This window comes from Vibrio sp. 1402 (assembly GCF_033340275.1).
In genome coordinates this window covers 14,774-28,699 of the sequence record NZ_JAWOWE010000019.1, presented here as the reverse complement: position 1 = coordinate 28,699, position 13,926 = coordinate 14,774, and the positions used below count along the sequence as shown (strand labels likewise).

10 protein-coding genes and 1 tRNA gene are annotated in these 13,926 nt (G+C 44.2%); 5 read left to right on the top strand and 6 right to left on the bottom strand.

What is annotated here, in order from left to right:
* Nucleotides 1–372 precede the first annotated feature (372 nt).
* The 3 genes from gltX to chiP form a co-directional block, all read right to left on the bottom strand.
* Nucleotides 373–1,800, bottom strand: a complete 1,428-nt coding sequence (gltX, locus tag R7044_RS22125; RefSeq protein ID WP_213971127.1) for a glutamate--tRNA ligase — start codon at nucleotides 1,798–1,800, stop codon at nucleotides 373–375.
* 177 nt (nucleotides 1,801–1,977) lie between these two features.
* Nucleotides 1,978–2,574, bottom strand: a complete 597-nt coding sequence (locus R7044_RS22120) for a DUF2057 domain-containing protein (protein WP_064369044.1) — start codon at nucleotides 2,572–2,574, stop codon at nucleotides 1,978–1,980.
* Between the two features lie 123 nt (nucleotides 2,575–2,697).
* Complete coding sequence (chiP, locus tag R7044_RS22115; RefSeq protein ID WP_005382007.1) at nucleotides 2,698–3,819, bottom strand: chitoporin; 1,122 nt, start codon at nucleotides 3,817–3,819, stop codon at nucleotides 2,698–2,700.
* 478 nt (nucleotides 3,820–4,297) lie between these two features.
* On the opposite strand from chiP, the gene R7044_RS22110 reads away from it, so the two are divergent.
* Together R7044_RS22110 and R7044_RS22105 are read left to right on the top strand one after the other, a co-directional pair.
* Nucleotides 4,298–6,994 carry a heavy metal translocating P-type ATPase gene (locus tag R7044_RS22110; RefSeq protein WP_225455809.1) on the top strand — a complete coding sequence of 899 codons (2,697 nt, stop codon included), beginning with the start codon at nucleotides 4,298–4,300 and terminating at the stop codon, nucleotides 6,992–6,994.
* 21 nt (nucleotides 6,995–7,015) lie between these two features.
* A complete protein-coding gene (locus tag R7044_RS22105) occupies nucleotides 7,016–7,465 on the top strand; it encodes a DUF411 domain-containing protein (protein ID WP_005382005.1) in 450 nt (149 codons plus the stop codon).
* Nucleotides 7,466–7,530: 65 nt separating this feature from the next.
* Here R7044_RS22105 and R7044_RS22100 read toward each other — a convergent pair whose 3' ends face one another.
* Entirely contained in the window at nucleotides 7,531–8,223 is a 693-nt protein-coding gene (locus R7044_RS22100; protein ID WP_005382004.1) for an oligogalacturonate-specific porin KdgM family protein, read from the bottom strand.
* Between the two features lie 439 nt (nucleotides 8,224–8,662).
* The gene (locus R7044_RS22095) at nucleotides 8,663–11,314 is read right to left on the bottom strand and encodes a beta-N-acetylhexosaminidase (protein ID WP_225455808.1); all 2,652 of its coding nucleotides are present in this window, start codon (nucleotides 11,312–11,314) and stop codon (nucleotides 8,663–8,665) included.
* A 494-nt stretch (nucleotides 11,315–11,808) separates the two neighbouring features.
* Between R7044_RS22095 and R7044_RS22090 the strand changes: the two genes are divergently transcribed.
* Both R7044_RS22090 and R7044_RS22085 read left to right on the top strand, forming a co-directional pair.
* A complete protein-coding gene (locus tag R7044_RS22090; protein ID WP_005382001.1) occupies nucleotides 11,809–12,681 on the top strand; it encodes a TraB/GumN family protein in 873 nt (290 codons plus the stop codon).
* Between the two features lie 151 nt (nucleotides 12,682–12,832).
* Entirely contained in the window at nucleotides 12,833–13,216 is a 384-nt protein-coding gene (locus tag R7044_RS22085; protein WP_005384085.1) for a hypothetical protein, read from the top strand.
* A 185-nt stretch (nucleotides 13,217–13,401) separates the two neighbouring features.
* Here the strand turns inward: R7044_RS22085 and R7044_RS22080 are convergent.
* Nucleotides 13,402–13,478 (bottom strand) — tRNA-Pro (locus R7044_RS22080).
* Nucleotides 13,479–13,737: 259 nt separating this feature from the next.
* Here R7044_RS22080 and R7044_RS22075 point away from each other — a divergent pair.
* Nucleotides 13,738–13,878, top strand: a complete 141-nt coding sequence (locus R7044_RS22075; RefSeq protein WP_005382236.1) for a DUF3149 domain-containing protein — start codon at nucleotides 13,738–13,740, stop codon at nucleotides 13,876–13,878.
* Nucleotides 13,879–13,926 lie beyond the last annotated feature (48 nt).

The window sequence follows — 13,926 nt, the reverse complement described above, 5'->3', positions numbered from 1 at the left end:
CTCGACAACATGTGATCTTAAGCAAAAAAATCCCCACGCAATCACGACGCAAACGTTTGCTTTAATTTTTGGAACAACATAGCTAAAGCAAAGATTTTTCTTAAAAATGAGACAAATAAAATGGAACTTTAAGGAACATGGATAAAAATCAATCAGATATTTGATATATAATCGCTCATTTTTTATTCACGCCAACGATATTTGGATTAAAAAATCTTATCCATATTGAGGTAAATTACAGGTGAAACCATCTCTTCATTCACCAATATGAGAGAAAGTTTCTCGTTATCTAAATTGAAGATACAAAAAAGCCGCGGTTGCTCACCGCGGCTTTGTGACTATTTATTCAAAAGAACGTTCAGTTCAAAGCAATTATGCGTTTGCTTCACGCTCAGCAATGAACTCAAGCGCCATCTTAATGCGAGCAATACAACGCTCTCTTCCAACCAGCTCCATTACTGCATCGACAGAAGGAGACTGACCGCCGCCTGTTACAGCAACACGTAATGGCATACCGATTTTGCCCATGCCGATTTCCAACTCTTCACATACTGCTGCGATAACGCCATCTTTGATGTTCGCTGTCGTCCACTCAGTTAGTGCTTCCACTTTCGCTAATGCAAGTTCTAGAGGCTCTTTAGCCACGCCACGTAGGTGTTTCTTCGCTGCGCCCGCTTCAAACTCAGAGAAATCTTCATAGAAGTAGCGGATTTGCTCAGCTAGCTCAACTAGTGTGTTGCAACGCTCACCCACTAGCTTGATCACGTCAGTGATAGCAGGACCATTCGTTACGTCTAGTTTTTGTTGATCTAGATGCCATTGTAGATGCTCAGCAACGTACGCAGGATCTGAGTTCTTGATGTAGTGGTTGTTCAACCATTGCAGTTTGTCAGTGTTAAAAGCTGACGCTGACTTAGATACTGCGTTTAGGCTAAATAGATTGATCATCTCTTCTTGAGAGAAGATTTCTTGGTCACCATGAGACCAACCAAGGCGCACTAGGTAGTTGTTTAGTGCCGCAGGCAGGTAGCCCATATCGCGGTATTGCATGACTGATACAGCGCCGTGACGTTTAGACAGTTTCGCGCCGTCATCACCCAGGATCATTGCACAGTGTGCAAATGTAGGTACTGGCGCACCTAGTGCTTCGTAGATGTTGATTTGACGAGGCGTGTTGTTGATGTGGTCTTCGCCACGAACAACGTGAGTGATACCCATGTCCCAGTCATCCACTACTACACAGAAGTTGTAAGTAGGTGAACCGTCTGTACGACGAATGATTAGGTCATCCATTTGATCGTTGCGGATTTCAATGCGACCACGGATTTGATCATCAAATACTACGCTGCCTTCTTTCGGGTTACGGAAACGGATAACACATGGATCGCCATCTTTTGCCGCTTCGTTTGCTGCTTTGATTTTTGGATGGTTAGCATCGTAGCGAGGCATTTCTTTATTTGCTTCTTGCTCTGCACGGATTTCATCTAGCAGCTCTTTAGACGCGTAACATTTGTAAGCTTTGTCTTCTGCAAGAAGCTTATCAACCATTTCGTTGTAACGGTCAAAACGTTGAGTTTGGTAGTAAGGACCTTCATCCCACTCCAAGCCTAGCCATTCCATGCCTTCAAGAATTGCATCAACCGCTTCCTGAGAGTTACGCTCAAGGTCTGTATCTTCGATACGTAGAACGAATTCACCACCTTGGTTTTTAGCGTATAGCCAAGAGTAAAGTGCAGTACGCGCACCACCAACGTGTAGATAGCCAGTTGGGCTAGGAGCAAAACGAGTTTTAACCGTCATTTGAGTTCCTTAGGGGTAATGAGCAACGAGAGATCTCTCGTTGTAATGTCAAGGATAAAAGTGGCGACATTTTACCACCGTAAGTCAATTCTACAATCGGTTTGACAACAGAAATAAAAACAGGGCAGAACCAAAAAGGCACAGCCCTGCTATTTACTGTTAAAGCACGAGACGAAATTACTTCAGGTTACGCATTGCCCATTGCATAAATTCTTGCTGCTCTTCACGGCTCAATTCATTAAACGATGCTTTGATTGTTTTGGTTTCCGCTGGAGAAGACGCAATGCTTGCCTTAGTCGATTCTTTATTCATTGCGTTATTATAGTCGGCAACTTCTCGTTCATAATCACGAAAACCTTGCAAACCACCTTTACGAAGTTGAACCATAGAGAATGCCACTTCTTTTCCGTTTTTGTCTTTCAATACCACTTTAGGATCGAGTTCGAAGGCTCTCGCCTCTTCAATAGTACGGAATGTTTGATAAGTCAGAGAAAGCTCGGTGTCTTTTTCTGCATCAAACTCTAATACCAGCGGCTGCGAATCGAATTTACGGCGCTTTCCATCTTCAAATACGATTTGTCCAACCGTTACCGCCAATTGGTTTTCCCCATCCTTTAACTCGATGCTGTTGTTCTTGGATATCCACTCAGGGTAGACGAACTCGCCGTTGAGAACGCGAGGAATTAATTCAGATTGCAGAGTGAGTTGAGCAGCAAAAGCTGGCGCCGAAAGCATTGCGCAAAGTCCGAGAAGTGTCGTTGTTTTTTTCATCATGGTTTCTCACTTTATACCAATTTAGATAAGCCTCTAAAATTTACAGGCCAGTCATTTCAAAGGCTTATTTGAATAAGTATCAAGATAAAAAGGGCGTTTCCGCCCTTTTAGCTGCTTCTTTAGTTAGAAGTAGTATTCAACACCTACAGAGAACTCGTCGTAGTCAGCAGACTTCCAACGTGCTTCTGTTGGTTTATCTAATTGAGACGCACCGTCGCCAAAGTCTAGAGTACGAGCACGTACGTACAGCACTGCCGATGGATCTACGAAATACATAACTTGTGCTGATAACACATCGTCCGCTGTATCGTTAATTTTCTTACCATCACGCTCGAGATCAAAGTTAGCGGCGTAAGCCAATTTGTATTGCCAATCACCCGTGGTGTACATGATAGCGGCAGACATTGCATCTTGCTTTTCACTCACACCATTGCTTGCGTCCGCTTCCATATATTTGTATTGCGCGAAGAAAGAAATACCGTTATCAAACCAGCCTTGTGCCCCTACCAAGTACGTGTTGTTTTCCCACGTTTGGCTTTCCATCTTGATATTACGGTTACCTTCATATGCCGCATCTAACTGGATAGGACCAATTTTGTAGTGTGCTGCGATACCACCCCAGTAGTCATCCCCTTCACCTAGACCTGCTTTATCACCTGCACCAGCTGCGATATCTAGGGAGAATTTGTCAGCAAACATTGGAGAGTCCCAGCGGATAGTGTTTGATTGACGGTCTTGGTACTTGGCGCCACCAATAGCACCACCCCAGTCGTATACATCGCCCAGGCCAGGGTTAGATGCTGGCCAGTCAACCAATTCGTACATAGGTGTCAAAACGCGACCCAGGCGAATTTGCCCCCAAGATGCACTTTCAAAACCGACGAATGTGTCACGTTCACCAAGACCTGCGCCCTCGCCACCAAAGCTAGGGTCTACATAACCGCCTTCGATTTGCCAAATAAAAGTAGGGTCGAAGTTAGCAAATTGTTTTTTACCACGGAAACCGATACGAGATTCGTTGTTTAGCTGCATGCCACCCAAGTCATCGTCCGTTGCTTTGCTGCCAGAATCGTAATCGCGGTACGCGGCCTGCATCGCGATGATTCCGTAAACTTCATAAGAAAATGAATCTTTGGTTAGAAACTCTTTTGCTGCGTCACTGTTTGCACCATCAGCAAATGCAGCACCACTGAACATCATGCCGGTAATTGCCGTGGCAAGTAGGCTTTTCTTTAGGTAAGACATTATAAACCCCTATATTTTTAGTTTTTTCCATTTTCAAATTCACTAACTAGGACATGGCAGGAACTTGAAACAGTGTTTGGACGGGGCAAATATGACAAACTTTTTTCGCACTAAAAAACTTTCCCTACAGCAATCTGAGCGACTTCAAAATGAGAAGATCAAAAATAAAATAAAATATTTAAAAACAGTTACTTAACATCAACTATAAAAAATAAAAAACGTTAAAAGTACGTTTTGACACTGAACTGACATTGAGAGTATCTAAAAAACGTGAGCGACTTCATTCATCTTTTAGGTGTTTTAACGGAACTTTATATTCAAAGAGAAAAAACCTTGAGATCACTCGCAAGTAAAATGACCATGCACTTGTGGGATTCGAGAGATTTTGACGAAATTGTTGTGAGTAGCAAATGGGTATTGACCTTACCCTTGCAGGAAGGTTTAAGCTCATAGCATCACTACTATTGAGGTGCAGATTATGTATCAGTTAGTTATACCTTTATCAGGGCTCAACTGCATGGGCTGTGCGAGAAAAGTTGAGAAGGCTTTACATGCAAATCACGATGTGGAGATCCTCAATTTGTCCCCGACGCAAGTAGAGGTCAAAACCGAGTCTTCTCTTAAAGAGCTCGTCTCGTCGATTGAATCTCTTGGTTACCAAGCAGGAAATCACTACGAACTAAACCTTTCAGGCTTAAGCTGTGGCGGCTGCGTCAAAAAACTTTCATCTTTATTAGAATCTAATCAAGACGTTATTTCTTTTGAGGCTTCAACAACGCACTTAGAGATTCGTACCCTCCTCTCCGAGCAACAAGTGATCGACTTAATAGCAACACTCGGCTATACCGCCAATCTTGATTCTGTTGAAGTAGAGAACGAAAGCTCACCAGAGACCGAACAGGTAGAAAAGCAAAGCAATATTAAAGATACGCAGGTGCCACCAGCGAGTATTCAATTGCAAATGCTGATTCAAGGCATGACGTGTGCGAGTTGCGTCTCTTCAGTAGAGAAAGCACTTACTAACGTAGAAGGCGTTGAGAAAGCACAGGTCAACCTCGCAGAACAAAGCGCACTAGTATTCGCAAGCCAAGACTCTGATGACCTCCTTAACGCAATTGTTGAATCGGTAAAACAAGCCGGTTACCAAGCAGAGATCCTACAAGACGCCGCCACCCAGCAAGAAAAGCAAGCACAGCAACAACGTCAGCAACAAAAACGCTTTAAACTGGATGCTATTGCTGGCCTTGTCGTCGGTGCCCCTTTAATGATTTGGGGCGTTGCTGGCGGCAATATGATGATTCGCAACACCAACGACCAATTAGCTTGGGGCGCGATCGGTATCGTATGTTTACTCCTTCTTGCCACAGCAGGGAAACACTTCTTCAGTAACGCTTGGTTAGCAGCTACTCACAAGCGCGCCACCATGGACACGTTAGTCGCGCTCGGTACTGGCGCAGCGTGGTTCTATTCGATGCTTGTGGTGATTTTCCCAGACTGGTTCCCTCTTGCTTCACGCCACGTGTACTTTGAAGCGAGTGCAATGATCATCGGCTTAATTTCTCTTGGTCACTATATAGAAGCAAAAGCCAAAGCAAACACAACACGTTCCTTACAAGCGTTGATTAACCTGCAACCTCAGCAAGCTACGGTAATTACGGAACAAGGCGACCAAAAAATCGCGGTTGAGCAAATCACGTTAGGCATGAAACTGCGTATCAAACCAGGCGAGAAAGTGCCTGTTGATGGCGTTGTGATTCAAGGTGAATCATACATTGATGAGTCGATGCTCACTGGTGAACCAGTACCAGTATTAAAAGCACAAGAGGCTCAAGTGTCTGCCGGGACATTAAATACCGATGGTGGATTAGTCATTGAAGCAACGGGCATTGGCGCAAATACCATGCTGGCTCGTATCATCCGCATGGTGCGCACAGCGCAAAGCAGTAAGCCTGCCATCGCGAAACTGGCAGACCAGATTTCATCGGTGTTTGTCCCTGTCGTTGTTGGCATAGCAATACTGGCCGCGCTCGTTTGGTTTGCCGTTGGCCCAGAGCCAAAAGCGAGTTATATGCTGGTGGTCACCACAACCGTCCTGATCATCGCCTGTCCTTGCGCTCTAGGCTTAGCAACCCCGCTTTCTGTCACGGTGGGAGTGGGTAAAGCCGCAGAGCTCGGCATTCTGATCAAAGACGCCGACGCCCTGCAATTGGCAAGCAAAGTCGACACGGTTGTGTTCGACAAAACTGGCACGCTTACCCAAGGTAAACCTAGCGTTCAGAAAGTGTTTACTCACGCCACCAGCCAAGAAGATCTATTGGCTTTAGCGTATGCGGCAGAGCGTCAGTCTGAGCACCCACTGGCAAAAGCGGTATGTGATTACGCCAAACGACACGACGCAAAGGATGTCTCATTAGACAAGTTTGAGAACGTTCGCGGGCGCGGCATTTGGGCGACGTATCAAGATAAACCGCTACTCATTGGTTCGCTTCAATTTATGCAAGCAGAGAACGTCGAGACCAGCGCACTAAAACCTGCCATCGATGAATGCGCAAAAAATGCGTGGACTCCGGTAGCTGTGGCATTGAACGGCGAACTGATCGGTCTGATCGCCATTGCCGACCCGATCAAATCAGATGCGAAGCAAGCGCTCTCTGCATTAAAATCGCAAGGCATCAAAACGGTAATGCTGACGGGCGATAACCAACACGTTGCCAATGCTATCGGCCAAGAACTTGGTATTGATGAAGTGATTGCCCAAGTAATGCCAGATGAGAAAGCTCAGCACATTGAGCAACTTCAATCTCAAGGACATGTCGTGGCAATGGTGGGGGATGGCATTAACGACGCCCCTGCTCTCGCGTTATCCAACCTAGGTATTGCCATGGGTAGCGGCAGTGATGTCGCCATTGAAAGTTCGCAAATGACCATCCTGAACACGTCACCAATGGCGGTAGTACATGCGATTGAACTCTCTCGCGCTACACTTAAAAACATGAAGCAAAACCTATTTGGTGCCTTTGTTTACAACTCGTTGGGTATTCCAGTTGCCGCTGGCGTGCTTTACCCAGCGTTTGGATTTTTGCTCAGTCCTGTTGTCGCAGGAGCGGCAATGGCACTGTCTTCAATTACTGTCGTTAGTAATGCAAATCGACTACGACTGTTTTCAGTAAAATAACCACTTCTTTTTGAGGGTATTATGAAGTTGAAACTATTGACCTTTGCAATGCTTGCGACCGTGTCCGCCAACGTATTGGCAGCCGATGTCATTAACCATAAATCACCATACTGTGGCTGTTGTGGAGAATGGACAAAACACATGGAAGAGAACGGCTTTACGGTCGAAGAAAAATTGCACGATGACATGAACGCCATCAAACGCGATCTAGGCATCAAGAATGAACAGCTTTACTCTTGCCACACGGCAGAGATCAACGGCTATCTGTTTGAAGGTCACATTCCAGCCGAAGACATTAAAGCGTTTTTGAAAAATCCACCACGTAACGCAAAAGGCCTATCAGTACCGGGCATGCCAATGGGCTCCCCTGGTATGGAATATGGCGACAAAAAAGACAGCTACACCGTTTACGCCTTTAACGAAAAAGGCCAAGTGTTCGAATATAGCCACCACGAAGGCAACGACCAATAAAAACAAAGCCCAGCGAGATAAACCGCTGGGCTTTTTCTAAATGGACAGTTAAGACAAATATAAAATTAGAAGCCGTAAGAGGCACCAAATACAAAAGCGTTATTCACTAGGCTGTCACCACTCGCGTTTTCTGCACCGTGTGCTTGACTGCGGAACTCAAAGTAAGGTTGAACACCTTTACGAGTCCACGTTGCACGAAGCTCGTGGTCCATGGTTTCCGCTTCAATCATGTAGACGTTGTTGTAGCTTAGCGTCACATCCTCATTCATCACGTAACCGATGCGGTTGTCCATGCGGTAATCTGTATCCGCATCTGCGTCTGTCGCATCAATGTGCGCACGAGTACGGTTACTTAAGGAGATGCCGTTATCGAAGTTGTAACCGATCTTAACCAATGGACGGTACTGTACATTCTCGCCAGCAGAGAACAGGTGTTGGTAACCCGCGGCAACCCATAAATGATCGGTAATATTAAATGACTGCTCACCACCCACAGTGATTGCTGGTGTTGTGTTACCTGCGCCACCGTTTTCTGTTTCCAGTTTACCCAACTGAATACCATCAAATTCGGTGTAAACCGTAAAGCCGCCGAATTGGTTATCAAAAGTATGACCAGCTTCCAGTGTAGACGTAACGTCCGAACCATGAATTCGACCATCATCGTGGAATTGAACATTACCTGTTACGTAAGAAGAACCAGCAAAAGCGCTAGAAGCGAAAGCGAGAGAAAGAGCACTCAGTGCAAAAATGTTTTTCATAATTACTGCCTTTATTTATTCACGTTATGCGATAGTTTTAGAGGGCATCTCTTCCCTTTTATCGCAAACTTTGGAATGTGCCTCCTTGGCGTTCGCAATATTGTTTTAATTAATTCGCGATGAAAAATAAAACATTTTAAAAAGTGATCTTGTTCAAACCGAAGCTCAACAACCCTGATAAAAACATGGGAAATACAGGCACTTATCGTATTTTTATAAAATTATTCAAAAAATAGAAGTGTGATCGTAAACAGATAATTTATTGATATTTAGCAGATTAAGTCGATCCAGTTCACAATAACCTTGACCATTACAACCAAAAACTTATTTATCAATGAAAAATAATTAGACATCGATCACGCTTAATTTCCTCAAAAAATAAAGAAAGCCCCAACATGAGGTTGAGGCTTTGCCAAAAAATTAACTTACAAGAATTGAGTTATTTCACGCTGGTCACTCGACTTGCTTTCTCACCGGTTGCTGACACAGAACGGATAAACACTTCACCTTTCACATTTGGACGAGCATTATCTGCGTAAGTTAGCCAGTTCTTGCCGTCTAGAGAGTATTGAAGCTTCACACCCGGGAACTGAACGTTCATTGCCAGTTTACCCTCTTCAACTTTCGCGCCTGGTACAGGTAGGCGGTAGTCGATACCCGCTTTTTCTAGCTTAGCCAGTTCGCGTTGGCCAAGTACGTTCGCAAAGCGGTTGTAGTCTTGGTTTAGCGCAACTTTGTTTACTAGGTTAGAGTTTTGCGAGTATTCAACACCCACTTTGTAGTCGTTTTCCCAATCAGCACGGTGCCATGCACGTTCAGCGGCTGCCAGTACGCGAGGGAATACCATGTACTCGTATTGCTCGTCGTTACGTACTGTCTCAGACCACAGCTGTGCTGATAGACCATAGAAAGGTTTCGCTTTGATTTCACCTTTACCAGTGAAGCCGTTACCATCGCGGTCTACAGAGGTTTCTGCGTTCTGAGGCATGTTCTCTGGTGCAAAACCAAACATCTTACGAGTATCTGTTGCACGCGTCGCCCAGTAATAACCACGCTCTTTCGGGTCAACTTCGTACGGCATGTCCATGTATACGTAGTCTGGGTTAGAAACGATAACGTCGTAACCTTTCTTAGACCATTCGTACACTGATGATGTGCCACCCCAGTAAAGAACGTCCCAGAAGTTAACACTCGTGTTTTCTGTTGCGAACGCTTTCTCACCTTCACTGTACTTAAGGCCATCTTGCCAAGCTTGGAAGTTTGGAATGCCTTTCTCTGCCACCATCTTCGACACTTCTTCTGCAAAGTGGCTTGGTAGATGAGCAAAATCGCTTACCGTACCGTCTGCAATTAGCGTCTGACATTGTGGTGATTGTGCAAATGGCTTGTCTTGCTTAGACAAATCAATGTTACCCTTCCAGCTTACTTTGTCTTCTGCGTTAATGTCTTGCAGACCAGCGCCTAACTTGATGTTCTTCGCTTCATCACCACCGAAGTGCCATGTTGTTAGCGGCGTACCCGCTTCTTGGTGCATTGCTGCTACTTCTGAAATCACTTTATCAACAAAGCGAGTTGAAGATTCCATACATGGGTTGATGAAGCTTTGCTTGTTGTAGAACTGAACCGTCGTTACGTTCGATGTATCTTGAGGATCCATCAGGCGGTACTCGTTCGCTTCTGCTTCTTTACCTTCTTCCATTAGACGGTCGTAACGTGCTTCCATTGATACCACTGCTGCACGAGCGTGTGCTGGCATATCGATTTCAGGAATCACTTCGATGTTACGCGCTTTCGCGTACTTCAAGATGTCCACGTAGTCTGCTTTGCTGAAGAAGCCAGAACCAAAGTTGTCTGTCGTTGCACCTGAGCCAAGCTGAGGCAGTAAACAGCTTTTCTCTTCCAAATCGAAACAACGGTTAGCGCCAACTTCAGTCAGCTCAGGCAGACCCGGGATTTCTAAACGCCAGCCTTCATCATCCGTTAGGTGAAGGTGTAGTTTGTTCATCTTGTACGCGGCCATTTGGTCAAGCGTTGCAAGAATCGCGTCTTTAGAGTGGAAGTTACGAGCCACGTCCACCATCACACCACGGTAATCAAAACGCGGCGCATCTTTAATAGACAGTTGTGGTAGAGAATCAGCATTTTGGCTATCTACCAGGCCAAAGATAGATTGTACTGCGTAGAAAGCACCTGCTTGGTCAAACGCTTTAATCGCAATACCGTCGCCTTTGATGCTCATTTCGTAAGCACCAGATTTTGCCAATTCACCGGTGAAGTCTGCAGGAACAACAGTGATGCTTACAGGAAGATCACCACGAACATCCACACCTACCACTTCTGCACGACCTTGAATTGCTGCGTATTGAGCCGCATCGAATGCGTCTTTAGGCAGCGCAATACCCGCCGCGATATCTACCGTACCTTTACCTGCTTCAACAGACATTGGCGTTGGTAGTAACGTGGTTGATACGTCTTGTTTTGCTAGATCTTCGTTCTTCTCGAAACGAGACACAGCGCTCGCAAATACGTTGTTGTCATCTGGCGTACGTTTTAGGTTGTTACCCTCAAGGCCAGTCACGAAAGATGCAACGTCTTCTGTGTTAAGAGAAGCGATCATCTTAGGCTCTGCATTTGGTGCAGCAACGAAAGCGCCTGGCATGAAGTCAGTTTCAAATAACTGCCAGTATTCAGCAACAAGAGGAAGCACAACCTCTTCACCCGCAGCAAAACCATCAAACTTATCTGTTGGTTCTAGTTTGTGTAGATCACCCGTTACGCGAGAGATTTTAAACTGTTCGTTTTCAACATCCAGAATCAGACGAATGCTATGGAAGTAAATAGCCCAATCTTTTGAGTCAACCGCTTCACCTTGGTTAACCAGCGTCATGTTTACCTTGTTACAAGACGCCCACTCAGCCCCTAAGTCCTGACAAGCAAGACCTTCGTTTGCACCGTGGTTAGTCAACACTTGGTATTGAATATCAAGATTATTAGCCAACGAATTTACAACTTGTTGTTCAGAGCTTTGCAGCGCAGAGCAACCTGCTAATGTAGTGATAACAGAAACAGCAATCAGACTAGGTTTAAACATCTTACTTCCCCAAAAAAGTCAGTGGTTCAAAACGACAATGATAAAAATCTCGGCCCCTCAAATGCGAGGTACCTAACCGTTACATTCAACATACAACCTGTTATTTCTAAGCGTAAAATAAATAGAAATAGGAAGTGATCCAGCTCAAAAAATGACACTCAGCAAAAACAATAAAAACCTAATTTTCATGGAGTTACAATACACGTCAAAATCGAACAACTTGTTTTGACGAGTTTGCTGCGATCTAGGTCACTTATATTCATGAGTTACGACTGATTTTGTAAGATTTGGATCACGCCTAATTATTTTGTGAACCATTAGTAAGCGAATTACCTATTTACCTTTCGTGAAGTGACTCTCATTTATTCGTCGTCAAAACTCGTCAATATTTTTAGAAATGACGATTTTGTCGAATACCCCACTGGAGAAATTGCACTTAACCTCACGCTATTTTGCGTATAAAGTTTAAAGGTATCTTATCTGAGGACCATTCTATGTTTCGTCTCTTGACGCTCATATCATCTCTACTTGTTACTTTGACTCCTTTTTCCTCTTATGCAGAGCCACAGCATTGGTTAGCGAAAAAAGGGGAAACCGAACTTATGATTATTGGCTCGGTACATGTGGGGGATAAAACGATGTACCCACTCCCTAGAACGGTCATCCAGCATTTAAGCCAAAGCGCAGGGTTGATTATTGAAGCAGACGTCAGGAATTCTGAAGGCTTGGTTTACCCACAAACAACCATTCTTTCTAAAGATGTTTTAGACAGAGCTCAACGTCGCCACTTAATTGAAATTGCCCAAGATTTAGGTTTGCCAGAAACTCAACTCCTAAATTCCCCACCTTGGATGGCAGCATTCACCATCCAACTCGCTTTAGTCAACAAACTGGGGTATGTCTCTGATAAAGGGGTCGACATGCACTTAATAGGACTCGCTGATAAAAAGCAAATCCCGGTCATTCCACTGGAGTCCGTGCAATTCCAAATCGATTTAATCGCAGGTCAATCAGAAGGCGGTAAAGAGATACTTCTCTCATCAATTGAAGAATATGATGGCGGAGAAGAGTTGGTTCAATGCTTGATAGAGAGTTGGAAGAGTGGTGATGGTAGCATGTTGGTCGAAGCCTCTTTGACCGATCATACAACAGAAGAGTTTAACCAAGCCTTTTTATACGAGCGTAATCGAGATTGGGCTAAAAAACTCGACACTGGCAGTGTTCTACCTCAGCAATCGGGTCGTTACACCGTTGTTGTTGGTGGCTTGCATTTAGTAGGTAAAGATAACCTGATTGAACTGCTTAAAAATCGGGGATTTAACATCAAACCACTGGGTAAGACGCGCCAAGCAAATTGTGATATCTAGTGATTGTTTGAAAAATGCCATTTAAATACAATTATTTAAATACAACCATTTAAAATTCATTCAAACTTTCTTATAAAACGCCGTTAAGCTAAGTGGATACAAAACAACTCATATGAAATTTAAATATTTATTCCTATACACGATTGGAATTATGCTCACTTCTTCGCTGTCTTATGCTAAACCGCCATGCAACGTAGAAGCTTTTCAAGCTATTGATATAACTCCGGAAGTAAAAGGCGGTGTTTTAGATAAAGAGAGTGGTCAATTTCTTATTACCGAAAAACCAATGATGCGTTGCGCGAACATCACGTTTTCAACAGCCCACACTAGAAATCGCGTTGCACATATGATGAACCAAGGCTTTGAAGCGGTTTACTATGATGGAAATACAAGCAAATCTCACTCAGTAACGTTTGATGAAGACGATTTAAAAGCGGGTTACGTCAAGATTGGGCCAAATCACCCAAAGACCGCTTATGTCTGTTTCACTACTTCTGAAACTCCTATCAATACTATCTCGTGTGACATCAAGTAATAAATTTACTCGCTCTAAAAAATGAAAAGGCCCTACATTTCTGTAGAGCCTTCCTCTCAATATGTGTCGATGAAGAGCCATATTCTAACTTCAGGCGAACCCCATTTGGTTCGATACTATTGAAGTCTAAAATTACTAGCACTAAAAACGACGAAAGCCTGCTCATTGAGCAGGCTTTCTAAAAGTGGTCGGTGAAGAGGGATTCGAACCCCCGACCCTCTGGTCCCAAACCAGATGCGCTACCAAGCTGCGCTATTCACCGAGATGTTTAACTGAGGAATTGTCCCCGTCAACGAGTGCGTATATTACGGATTCTGAACTGTGGCGCAAGTGCTTTTTACAAAAAAACCTTAGGTCTTAATTCGTTTGATGAATAACTGAACACTAGCACGTAAAATGTGACTGATAACTCACAACAAAATACAGTTTATTAACCTTAGCAACATAATTGATCCAGATCAGTGTGCAACAAGACACCGCCATTTAGTTTAATCCTGTCGGGAACATCTTGGAGGAAACGTATGGACTTTTGGCTTGATCTCCTATTTGGTAATGCAGTGGGTCTATCGTCAATGATAGTAATTTTTGGGGCAATTGGTCTGATGTTATTTTACGGCGGTTTCTTCATATACAAGATCATGAACGACAAATCTCCTCACTAGATCTCGCTTAGCTCTAGAAACGCTTTGCACCGGAGTCGGTTACTTGCC

Bases quoted from the DNA above. Each gene is read 5' to 3' on its own strand.
- gltX (WP_213971127.1), bottom strand. From the start codon at position 1,800: ATGACGGTTAAAACTCGTTTTGCTCCTAGCCCAACTGGCTATCTACAC.
- R7044_RS22120 (WP_064369044.1), bottom strand. From the start codon at position 2,574: ATGATGAAAAAAACAACGACACTTCTCGGACTTTGCGCAATGCTTTCG.
- chiP (WP_005382007.1), bottom strand. From the start codon at position 3,819: ATGTCTTACCTAAAGAAAAGCCTACTTGCCACGGCAATTACCGGCATG.
- R7044_RS22110 (WP_225455809.1), top strand. From the start codon at position 4,298: ATGTATCAGTTAGTTATACCTTTATCAGGGCTCAACTGCATGGGCTGT.
- R7044_RS22105 (WP_005382005.1), top strand. From the start codon at position 7,016: ATGAAGTTGAAACTATTGACCTTTGCAATGCTTGCGACCGTGTCCGCC.
- R7044_RS22100 (WP_005382004.1), bottom strand. From the start codon at position 8,223: ATGAAAAACATTTTTGCACTGAGTGCTCTTTCTCTCGCTTTCGCTTCT.
- R7044_RS22095 (WP_225455808.1), bottom strand. From the start codon at position 11,314: ATGTTTAAACCTAGTCTGATTGCTGTTTCTGTTATCACTACATTAGCA.
- R7044_RS22090 (WP_005382001.1), top strand. From the start codon at position 11,809: ATGTTTCGTCTCTTGACGCTCATATCATCTCTACTTGTTACTTTGACT.
- R7044_RS22085 (WP_005384085.1), top strand. From the start codon at position 12,833: ATGCTCACTTCTTCGCTGTCTTATGCTAAACCGCCATGCAACGTAGAA.
- R7044_RS22075 (WP_005382236.1), top strand. From the start codon at position 13,738: ATGGACTTTTGGCTTGATCTCCTATTTGGTAATGCAGTGGGTCTATCG.